The sequence below is a fragment of the Arthrobacter sp. YD2 genome (genome assembly GCF_030410475.1).
Taxonomy (GTDB): Bacteria; Actinomycetota; Actinomycetes; order Actinomycetales; family Micrococcaceae; genus Arthrobacter_B; species Arthrobacter_B zhangbolii.
In genome coordinates, this window is the sequence record NZ_JAUHHB010000004.1 from 13,417 (window position 1) to 24,089 (window position 10,673).

Consider the following 10,673-nt stretch of genomic DNA (forward strand, 5'->3'; position numbering starts at 1 on the left):
GGGCAGGGCTATCCGGCCCGGAAATACTCCATCACTCCGGCGCCGTCCCAGATTTCCGCGTACTTGGCCTGCAGGTCATACAGAGAGGCGTTGTGCACCGTTTCATCCCGGTCTCCGACGGCGTCTCCCACCACAATCGGAATGAAGCCGTGCTGCACCGCATCCACGGCCGTGGCGCGGATGCAGCCGCTGGTGCTGGTGCCCACAATCACCAGGGTGTCCACTCCCCGGGCACGCAGCCGCTCCGCCAGATCGGTGCCGAAGAATGCGCTCGCATACTGTTTGACCAGCACCGTCTCACCCTCCGCCGGCGCCACTTCCGGCATGATCGTGCCCAGCGGTGCGTCGCCGATCAGCAGCCGCAAGGCCGGGACCTTCAGGATGAACACACCGCCGTCCGCGCCGTCGGGCGCGTAACTGACCCGGGTGTGCAGCACCGGGATGCCGACCGCCCGGGCCGCCCCGATCACCGCGGCGGCCGTGTCCAGGAAATCCTTGTCCGGCAGGCAGAGCGGGCTCTGCGGCTCGAAGTAGGCACGCATCAGGTCCACGGACACCACCGCCGGTGTGGCGCCCGGCGTCAGGCTCCCGTCAAAGCCGGAGGCGAAGCCGGTCACAGCATCGCCACCGGGGGAGTCGGTGCGGCCAGGCCGGTTTCGGCGAGGCTGTTGGCCAGCAGGTCGGAGAGTTCACCGCCCCGGTTGAACAGGGGCAGCGGCTCCTCCCGGGTGGCACGCAGTTGGGTGCGCAGCTCAGCGGTGGCGCCGTCGTCGAGCATCCCCCTTTCCGAGCAAGCGACGCCGTAGCGGCGGGCGCCGTCGGCGGTGACCAGCCCGCGGCGCACTTCCTTGGCCACCAGTTCCGGATCCCGCTCCAGCGGATCCCCCCAGCCGCCGCCGCCCCACGTGACGAAGTGCAGCACATCGCCGGGGTGCACCGCGACGTCGTGCACCTTGGAGGGCAGGATGTCCGTGCTGCCGTCCGCCCGGTCAATCCATTTGCGGCCCCGGGTACCCGGTTCGCCGCCGCGGACTCCCCAGGGGTAGGTGAGCCACCGGTCATCGTGGATGGCGATGGTGCCCGGTTCCAGGAACCGGTAGGCAACATCCACCCCGTTGCCGCCGCGGTGCAGCCCGGCGCCGCCGGTGTCCGCGATGGTTTCCCAGCGTTCAATGACCATCGGGTAGTAGGACTCCAGGTACTCGCAGGGGATGTTGGTGAAGGAGGGCCAGAGGGAGTGGCCGTCCGGTCCGTCGCCCACGGGCCGTCCCGGGATACCCCCGAAACCGATGGAGTAGAGCTGGAACCACTCGCCCTTGCGGTCCCCGGAACTGTAGTTCCCGGAGTACATAAAGTGCGGCGAGGAGGAGAACCCGGCGCCGTTGAGCAGATCGGGATTGGCCTGGCCGAGCAGCCCGCCGAAAAGGTCAAAAAGCCGGCCGATGCCGTGGTTGCGCCCGTTCAGCGCTGCGGGGTAGCGGGGTTTCCAGAAGGTGTCCTCGGGGATTTCCACGTCCACCAGCGGATAAAAACCGTCATTCCACAGGATCTGCGGATCCGCGACGGTGATCATGTAGATGCCGAAGAACATCCGGATCAGGTTTTCGTTGATGTAGTAGTTGATCGGGCCCTGCGCCTGCGGGCTGCTGCCGGTCAGGTCGATCAGCACCTTTTCCCCGGTGCGGGTGATGGTCATCTTCAGTTCGTAGGGACCGAAGCCGCGGCCGTCGTCGTCAATGAAGTCGGTGAAGGAGAGCGGTTTGCCCTCTTCGAACACCATGGAGAGCAGGGTTTTCATGGCCCGGTAGTTGCGGTCCAGCAGGGCGTTCAGTGCCGAGGTGTAGGTGTCGACGCCGAAGCGGGCGCACATTTCCTGCACCCGCCGGGCGGCGGTGCTGCAGGCTGCCACCAGTCCGTTCAGGTCCGCCCGGTTCCAGTCCGGCTTCCGGACCTGGTTCAGGATGATGCCCAGCGACGTCTCGTCCCGTTCCCCGCGCCGGTAGAGCTTGAACGGCGGGATGACCACGCCTTCCTCGAAGATGGTGCGCGCGTCGGTGGGCATGGACGCCGGGGTCTTGCCGCCGACGTCGGTCATGTGGCCGAACTGGGAGGACCAGCCGACAATCCTGCCCTCGTAGAAAATCGGCATCACCACCAGCCAGTCATTGGCATGGCTGATGGCGGCGCCGCAGGAGTACGGGTCCGAGGTCATCAGGACGTCGCCCTCCTCGATGGTCCCGTTGAAGTTCTCCAGGAAATCCGGGATGGAGAGGCCGAACTGGCCCACGATCATTTTTCCGGCCGGGTCCGCGATCAGCGGGAACTCGTCATGCTGTTCCCGGATGCCCGGGCTCAGGGCGGTGCGAAAGAGGGTTTCGTCCATTTCGTAGCGGGCGCTGCGCAGGGCATTTTCGATCAGGTCGAGGGTGACGACGTCGACGTCGACCGCCTGCAACGGCTCGGTGGCGGTCTCCACAAGCTGGGCCATGGGGCTACTCCTTGGAATCTTCGACGGGGCGGATGAGCAGGCTGCCGTGCGGGTGCACCGTGGCGGCGTGTCCGGGCAGGACGAGGGTGGTGGAATCCATTTCGGCAATCACTGCCGGTCCGGTGACCACGTTGCCGGCGAGCAGCCGGTCCCGGTCATAAATGGTGGCCTCCACCGTGGCACCGTCCACGTAGATGCTGCTTTTGGTGCGCTCGGCGGCCGACGGATCGGTGCCGCCGGATTCGAGGGTGATCGCGGCGACCTCCGGATGCGGCCCGTTGACCGTGGCACGGACGGTGACCAGCTCGTGGTCATTGTCCAGCAGGAAGGAGAACAGCCGCTGGTGCTCGGCATCGAAGCCTGCGCGGAGGGCGGCGAAACCGCTGCCGTCCCCGGCCTGGAAAGCCGGGAAATCAATGGGCACCGGGATTTCGAAACCCTGTCCGTGGTAGCGGACATCCGCCGAGTAGGTGGTGTTCAGGTCCTCCTCGCCGAGCCCGGCGGAGAGCAGCGTTTCCCGGGCGGTGCGGGCCAGTTCCTCCAGCAGCCCGGCCAGGTCGGCGTCGGAAAAATCGCCGAACGGGCGCACGAGGGTGCGCGCCGCTTCATCGCGCAGGCTGGTGGTCGCGTCCCCGTAGGCGGAGAGCACGCCGGGGGAGGGCGGAATGATGACCGGCCAGGCGCCGGTGAGTTTCCCCAGCGCGTTGGCGTGCAGCGGTCCGGCACCGCCGAAGGCCACCAGGGCGAAGTCCCGGGGATCAAAACCCTGCTGGGTGGAGACGAGTTTGAGCGCACCGAACATGTTTTCGTTGACAATGTGCACAATGCCTTCGGCTGCGCGCTCCACCTCGTTCAGCCCGGTGGCGTCGGCAATGGTTTTGACCGCCGCGGCCGCTGCTTCTGTATCCAGGCCGATTTCGCCGCCGGCCAGCTGTGAGGGCAGGTAGCCGAGGACCACGTTCGCGTCCGTGACGGTGGGTTCGGTGCCGCCGCGGCCGTAGGAGGCAGGGCCGGGGGCGGCACCGGCGGACTGCGGGCCTACGCGCAGTGCCTGGGTCAGCTGCGGAACGTGGGCAATGGACCCGCCGCCGGCGCCGACGGTGCGGACGTCCACGGAGGTGGCGCGGACGGTCAGGTCACCGACGGTGGTTTCGCGTCCGATCCGCGGCTGCAGGTTCTGCACCAGGGCGACGTCGGTGGAGGTGCCGCCCATGTCGAAGGTCAGGAAGTCTTTGTAGCCGGCCTGTTCTGCCGCCCAGGCTGCACCGGTCACCCCGCCGGCCGGTCCGGAGAGCAGCAGCGAAACCGGGTTGTCGGCAGCGACCGCACCCGAGACCAGGCCGCCGTCGCTGCGCAGGATGGAGAGCTGGGCGTTCATGCCGGCGTCGGTCATCTGGGCGTCGAGGTTGCGGACGTAGCCGGACACCTGTCCCTGGACGTAGGCGTTGGCCACGGTGGTGATGGCCCGCTCGTATTCGCGCAGTTCCGGCAGCACCACCGAGGAACGGGAGACGGGGATTCCCGGAAGTTCCTCGGCTGCAATGTCCGCGATCCGCGCCTCGTGGTCGCCGTTGGCGTAGGCATTGATGAGGCAGATGCTCAGTGCTTCGATGCCGTTCTCCCGCAGCTTGCGCAGCTGCGCCCGGACGTTCTCCTCGTCCAGGGGGATAAGCACCGACCCGGTGGTGGAAACCCGTTCGGTGACCTCCACGGTGTCTTCCAGGTCTGCCAGCGGTTCAGGTTTGGGCCAGATGATCCAGCCGGCCAGTCCGCCGGGGACAAAGGAGCGGGCAATCTGCAGGACCTGCCGGAATCCGCGGGTGGTCACCAGCCCGACGCGGGCGCCCTTCTTCTCCAGGATCGCGTTGGTGGCAACGGTGGTTCCGTGCAGGACATCGCGGACCTCGGCCGGATCAATGCCTGCCGCTGCGCAGACCTGGCGGATGCCGTGCAGCACCCCGGCGGACTGATCTTCGGGCGTGGAGGAGGTCTTGTACCGGTGGGTCTGCCCGGTGTCCTCATTGACCAGCAGAATGTCGGTGAATGTGCCGCCCACATCTACGCCTAACCGAAATGCCATCAGTTCTCCTTGGGGGTGGCCCGGCATCCTTCCGGCCGTGGCGGCGCTGAGACGCCGGAGCCGGGCAGATATGCGGGGACGGGATGTGCGGGGTGGAAGCATGTCGGAACGCTGCGGGTGATGCTGTGCCGTGTCCGGTGGCATCAGGCTAGGTGTGACGTACACCACTGTCAAGACATTGCATACAACCCGTTGCTGCAGCCCGAGTATTTCCTTGACATCTACCTAGGGCGACTGCCAAGTTGTATGCATCACGGCTTCCGTCACTGCGGAAACCGTTCCCGGCACCATCCTCAGGAGGACCACCATGACAGCTTCCGGACAGTCCGCCGGGCCGTTGGCCGGGGTGCGGGTGGTGGAAATGGGCCAGCTGCTGGCGGGGCCCTTCTGCGGCCAGCTGCTTGGTGATCTGGGGGCCGACGTCGTCAAGATCGAAGACCCCGCGAAAGGGGATCCGCTGCGCCAGTGGGGACGGCAGCTGCCGCAGGGACAATCGCTCTGGTGGTCCGTCGTCGGGCGGAACAAACGCTCCGTCACGCTGAACCTGCGCGATCCCGAAGGTCAGGAGCTCGCCCGGCAGCTGATTGCCGGGGCTGATGTCCTGGTGGAGAACTTCCGCCCGGGGACCATGGAGCGCTGGGGACTGGGTTTCGCTGAGCTGCAGGAGCTGAATCCTGGTCTGGTGATGGTGCGGGTGTCCGGCTTCGGGCAGGACGGACCCTATTCGCAGCGCGCCGGCTACGGTGCAATTGGCGAGGCCATGGGCGGGCTGCGGTATGTGGTGGGGGATCCGTCCACGCCGCCGTCCCGGGTGGGGATTTCCATCGGGGATACCCTCGCTGCGCTGTTCGCCACCATCGGAGCCCTTGCCGCGCTGCAGGAGCGGCAGACCAGCGGACGCGGCCAGATTGTGGATTCGGCGATTTACGAGGCGGTGCTCGGCGTGATGGAGTCCCTGGTGCCGGAATGGCAGGTCACCGGATACCAGCGGGAGCGTACCGGTGCTGTGCTGCCCAATGTGGCGCCGAGCAATGTGTATCCCACGCAGGATGGGCAATGGCTGCTGATTGCCGCGAACCAGGACACCGTGTTCGCACGGCTGGCCAAGGCGATGGACGCTCCCGAACTGGCAGACGATCCCCGTTACGCCAGCCACGGGGCCCGGGGCGACCGGCAGGAGGAACTGGATAACCGGATTGCCGCATTTACCTCCGCACTGGATGCGGAGAAGCTGGAGGCACTGCTGGAAGAACACGGGGTGCCCTCCGGGAGGATCTTCCGGCCGGTGGACATGTTCGCGGACCCGCAGTTCCAGGCCCGGGAATCCATCACCGAGGTGGACCACCCGGTGCTGGGGCCGGTAGCGATGCAGAATGTTTTTCCGCGGCTGAGCCGGACCCGGGGGACCGTGCGCTGGCCGGGCCCGGAGCTGGGTGCCCATACCGCGGAGGTGCTGGCCGGCATCGGCGTCGATCCTGATGCGTTGGCGCAGCTGCGGGCGAGTGGTGTGGCATGAGTCTGCCCGGGTTGCCGCAGTCAATCCGGCTGGTGGAGGTGGGGTTGCGGGACGGCCTGCAGTCCGTGCCCGAACCGCTTGCGACGGCGGAGAAAGTGGAACTGGCCCGGCTGCTGATCGACGCCGGGGTGCGCGAGATTGAGGCGGTGTCCTTTGCGCATCCGAAGGTGCTGCCGCAGCTTGCCGATGCTGCGGACGTGATGGCTGCCGTGCCGCGGGTGCCCGGCGTCCGGTACCGGGGTCTGGCGCCGAATTACCGCGGTGCCGAACGGGCCGTTGACTGCGGCCTGGACGAGCTGGTGGTGGTGGTGTCAGCGGACGAGGAGGTCAGCCTGCGCAACCAGCGGCTGACCGTCACGGAGGCGCTGTCCGGTCTGGAGCGCATCGGGAAACTCGCCGAAGGTGCGGGCCTGCGACTGGTCACTGCGGTGGCGTGCTCGTTCTTTGCGCCGGCCCGGGGTCCGGTGCCCCGGGCCGAACGGCTGCGTGTGGTGCAGGCTGCCGTGGATGCCGGGTCTGCCGGGGTGTATCTGGCCGGGACCTCCGGGGAGGAGGAGCCCGGGGAGATGTACGACGGCGTGGCGGAGGTGCGCTCGCTGTATCCGGGCCTGGAGGTGGGAGTGCATCTGCATAACCGCAACGGGTTTGCTCCTGCCAATGCTTTGGCGGCGATGCTGGCCGGTGCGGACTGGTTGGAAGGCTCCTTTGCCGGGCTTGGCGGGGACCTGTGGTTTCCCGGCGATCCCTCGGTCCTGGGTAATGCGCCGCTGGAGGATCTGGTGCACCTGTGTGACGGGTTGGGGATTTCCACCGGGATAGACCTGCCGGCGTACATGCGCGCGGTGGACCGGAGTGTTGAACTCACCGGGAGGCCTTCGGCGTCGTTTGTCTCCCGTGGCGGCACCCGTGCCGATCTTGCGGCCGCGTCCTGGCCGGAGCTGCCCGAACCTGCTGCCGGTCGGGGATAACGTGGTGGGCATGGAAGAACCCCTCGCGACGGCCGGGACTGCGGGATCTGGCACGTCTGCTGCGGCGCCAGAGCAGCCCGCAGCGCCCGCTGATGTGCAGGCGCAGCCTGCTGCTACACCGGCACACCCTGCAGCGCCCGCTGATGTGCAGGCGCAACACGGCGTTCCCGCTGATGACAGTGCCTATGCCCGGATCCGGGAACTGATCGCATCTGGCGAGCTGGGACCGGGGGACTGGCTGCGCGAAGCAGCGCTTGCCTCGCGGTTCGGTGTCAGCCGCACTCCCATCCGGGAGGCCCTCAACCGGCTGGCTGCCGAGGGGATAGTGGAACTCAGCCGCAACAAGGGTGCCCAGGTGGTCAGCTTCAGCGGCAAGGATGTGGCGGACCTGTATGACGTTCGTGCCGGGTTCGAGCCGCATGCCGCATTGCTGGCGGTGCCCCGGCTCTCGGATGCCGATGTGGACCGGCTGGCCGAGCTGGCAGCGGCCATGGAAGAGGCTGCTGGTTCTGGATCGCTGGAGGGACTGAGCGCCTTGAACAAGGAATTCCACGAGATTTTTGTCCAGCGGTGCGGCAACCGGCACTTTGCTGCAGCGCTGCAGACGCTCATGCGTCCTGCCGTGGTGGCTCACACCTTCCATAAGTACAGCCCGGAAGCGTTGCAGCGCAGCATGTCCCATCACGCCGAGCTTGTGGCTGCAGCCCGGGCCCGGGACGGGGAGTGGGCCGAAGCGGTGATGCGGACGCATATCCTGGCTGCCCGGAATGCCGCGGGGGCTGTGCAGGCTGCTTCCTAGAGGGGGCTGGCGTTCCCTTGTTGGTCCGCCTTGTAGGTCCGGGACGAACCTTGTCAGAACGGGGGTACCTCTTCCGGTCCTGGGACGGAGCGTGCGTTTGGATCCGCGTCCGCCAGCTCCAGGAAGGGCTCGGTCCGGTAGACCCGGCCGGTGGGCGAGGTCCATTCCAACACCCCCGGCTTCGGTTGGCAGGCCTTCCAATAACCCAGGGTCTTGAACCGGTGATGCCTCCGGCACAGGTGGGCAAGGTTCGAATGCTCGGTGTTCCCGCCCTTGGCCCAGTCTTTGGTGTGGTCAATCTCGGTCACCCCGGTACTGACCCGGCATCCCGGGAACCGGCAGGTCCCGTCCCGTGCCCGTAACCAGCGGGCGAGCCCGGCGGGGACTTTCCGGCGCCTGCCCACACCCAGGATCTCTCCGGTGTGCGGATCCCGGACGAGTCCGGTCCAGCGGGTGGCGTTGCGGGCCAGCCGCCGGGCGGCTTCCGCGCTGATGGGTCCGTAGCCGTGGAGCTCGGCGGGTTCCTCGTTAGCGCCGAAGAGGGTTTCAGCGCTGATCAGCACCATGATCTCGGCGCGCGGGATGCTGCCAATATCGTCCGGATCGGTGAGCCCGGCGGCGGTTTTATCCGCGTACCCGCCACCGTCGGCCGCCCCTGCGTGCCCTCCACCTTCGGCTTTGTCCGCGCGCTGGCTGCGGGCTGATCCGAGGCCGCCCATGAGCAGTTGGGCGAGGATGTCGGCACGCAACTGGTCCCTGCTCCGCGGGTCACCGGCCGTCTGTTCTCCCTGGGCGGAGGTGCTCAGGGCGGTGTAGATCTGCTGGGCGTCCGGTGCCGGCAAAAGGGCCGAGAGCCAGGACATACCGTCCTCAACCGGATCCAGAGTGACCTTCCGTTTCTCGAACGCGCTGAGGTGCCGAGCAGCAATGGTTTGCGGATATTTCTTCTCCCGCAGTCTGCGGGCTTTGGCAGAGAACTGAGCCCGGGTCTGTCCTGCGGCAGCGGCCAGCAGGTCCGCTTCAAGTTCCGGCAGGTCAGCGGCGGGAACGTTCTCGCACTGGTCCAGAACCACTTGCGTATGCGGGTAGCTGAGCGTGCCTTCCTCCAGTGCGGTGAGGGTCGCGGCGTGCGGGCCGCAGAGCCTGCCGGCCTCGTCCATCAGCCGCTGTGCCGTCATTTGCGGGACTCTTAGGATGGCCGCACACTCGGTGGAAGCGAGGCTGAAGGCCATGCCCGGTTCCAGCCGGCCGGTGGCGTCATGGTAGCTGTCCCGGAAGACCTCCTGCATGCGGTTCATCAGCCGGGCCTGCTGCGCCTGCGCCCAGGCAATCAAATGTGACACCCTGCCCAGAGCTTCGCCCGTGGTCACTTCGTCGCAGGACTCAAGATTCGCCAGAGCCAGGGTTCCGGTAAATCCGTCCGGATAAATGTTGCCTGAGCATTCCGCATTGCCGGGGGCGCCCGCGGGACTGGTGGAAGCAGTGCCGCTGGCTGTACGCGTGGAACTTGCAGCGGGCATGGCATCCGCAGACCCCGCGACAGATTCACCAGCCCGATCGGCACGATAAACCGCGAGACTGGTCGGGGCCATGGCAGACGGTGTCGAGGGCGCATCCGGGTTGCCGGCTGCCCCTTCCCGTGGAAGGTCTTCGCTGGCCGGCATTCCGGTTCCGCACCCGGTATTCCCGTCCTGATCCATGCTTCAGCATTTCATCCGGCACTGACATTTCCGGGCCAAAAAAGCTCCAAAAAGGACCCGCCAGAGCACCAGCAAATACCTGTCTTTTTGGGTCCACTACTCGTGTTCAAAAGGGGTCGCCTTGGAAAGGAAAACGGTAGTGAATCGACGAGCAGCGCCCTGCCAAGTGCACCGCCCATCACACCCGCCAGTCACACCCCGCCACTCACCCGGGCAATCCGCTCCCGCGCCGACCGCTCGCTGGGACCCATAGGACCCAGCCCCAGACGGATGACACCCAAAACCAGTTTCACGGGAAACCTCATGGGCACCGGCACCGGTCCGATATGCGGCGCCTTCAGCCCGAGCAGCTCCCGATGCTTCGGTTCCAGACTGGCAACGGCACCGGCAAAGAGCACCCGGTAGCCGAAACGCTGGTTCCGGGGCAGCGGAGGCCGACGCAAAAACCGCAACGCCTCCTGGACGTAGTCGCTGCTGCGCAGCTGGGCATCATAGGAAGCCATCTGCTTGCGCAGCTCGTCCTCGGACCGGGGCGGATTCGGAATGCCCATCAATTCCCCGGCCACCGCCCACTCTGCGACGTAGGCATCCGGTCCGCCGGGAATCGGCGCGCCGTAGCGCTGGTGCGAGGAAAGGAACGCGTCGGTGAACGCCAGATGCACCCAGCGGGCAATCTCCGGATCGTTGGCGGAATAGGGCTGCTCGACGTCGTCGGCGTCCACATAGGTGCCGTGCACCCGCTCATGCAGGCGCAGCACCCAGTCCGAGCCGGCCTTGGCCGCTTGCGTGTCCCCGTACGTGACGGTGAAGATCCAGCGGATGGTCCCGGCCAGCCGGCCCAAGGGATCCGAGCGATAGTCGGAGAAATCATGCACCCCGGCCATCGCACCAGGGTGCAGCGCCTGCAACAGCAGGGCGCGGATGCCCGCGATGATCGGCGTCATGGACCCGTGCACAGCCCACACCGCTGACTCCGGACCGAAGTGGCCGACGTCGTCGCCCTTGGCCAGCTCGAGCTCCCACTGCGGAATCTCGGTGGCGTTGTTGCTGAACGTGCCGATCAGCTGGCGGCGCCAGGTGGCGATGGATTTGGGAAGGGAAATGCTCACGTCTCCCAGTCTC

General features: G+C 66.9%; 8 protein-coding genes. 3 read left to right on the top strand and 5 right to left on the bottom strand.

All coding sequences use genetic code 11. From position 1 onward, the window contains the following. Nucleotides 1-8 precede the first annotated feature (8 nt). Genes QWJ37_RS14815 through QWJ37_RS14825 form a run of 3 tightly spaced genes read right to left on the bottom strand, consistent with a single transcriptional unit; the run spans nt 9 to nt 4,568 of the window. Complete coding sequence (locus tag QWJ37_RS14815; protein WP_227904655.1) at nt 9-617, bottom strand: isochorismatase family protein; 609 nt, start codon at nt 615-617, stop codon at nt 9-11. Then, nucleotides 614-2,488, bottom strand: a complete 1,875-nt coding sequence (locus QWJ37_RS14820) for a hydantoinase B/oxoprolinase family protein (protein WP_290245767.1) — start codon at nt 2,486-2,488, stop codon at nt 614-616. Before QWJ37_RS14820 ends, QWJ37_RS14815 begins: the two co-directional genes overlap by 4 nt. Before the next feature lie 4 nt (nt 2,489-2,492). Then, the gene (locus QWJ37_RS14825) at nt 2,493-4,568 is read right to left on the bottom strand and encodes a hydantoinase/oxoprolinase family protein (RefSeq protein ID WP_290245768.1); all 2,076 of its coding nucleotides are present in this window, start codon (nt 4,566-4,568) and stop codon (nt 2,493-2,495) included. Between the two features lie 307 nt (nt 4,569-4,875). On the opposite strand from QWJ37_RS14825, the gene QWJ37_RS14830 reads away from it, so the two are divergent. The 3 genes from QWJ37_RS14830 to QWJ37_RS14840 are packed head-to-tail and all read left to right on the top strand — an operon-like array spanning nt 4,876 to nt 7,851. Then, nucleotides 4,876-6,084, top strand: coding sequence for a CoA transferase (locus QWJ37_RS14830; RefSeq protein ID WP_290245769.1), 1,209 nt, complete (start codon nt 4,876-4,878; stop codon nt 6,082-6,084). Further along, nucleotides 6,081-7,052, top strand: a complete 972-nt coding sequence (locus tag QWJ37_RS14835; RefSeq protein WP_290245770.1) for a hydroxymethylglutaryl-CoA lyase — start codon at nt 6,081-6,083, stop codon at nt 7,050-7,052. The genes QWJ37_RS14830 and QWJ37_RS14835 overlap by 4 nt, the downstream gene beginning before the upstream one ends. A 10-nt stretch (nt 7,053-7,062) precedes the next feature. Further along, nucleotides 7,063-7,851: a GntR family transcriptional regulator gene (locus tag QWJ37_RS14840; RefSeq protein WP_227904666.1), complete on the top strand. Its 789-nt coding sequence runs from the start codon at nt 7,063-7,065 to the stop codon at nt 7,849-7,851. Nucleotides 7,852-7,904: 53 nt separating this feature from the next. Here QWJ37_RS14840 and QWJ37_RS14845 read toward each other — a convergent pair whose 3' ends face one another. Both QWJ37_RS14845 and QWJ37_RS14850 read right to left on the bottom strand, forming a co-directional pair. After that, nucleotides 7,905-9,371 carry an HNH endonuclease signature motif containing protein gene (locus QWJ37_RS14845; protein WP_290245771.1) on the bottom strand — a complete coding sequence of 489 codons (1,467 nt, stop codon included), beginning with the start codon at nt 9,369-9,371 and terminating at the stop codon, nt 7,905-7,907. 371 nt (nt 9,372-9,742) lie between these two features. After that, complete coding sequence (locus QWJ37_RS14850; protein WP_290245772.1) at nt 9,743-10,660, bottom strand: oxygenase MpaB family protein; 918 nt, start codon at nt 10,658-10,660, stop codon at nt 9,743-9,745. Nucleotides 10,661-10,673 lie beyond the last annotated feature (13 nt).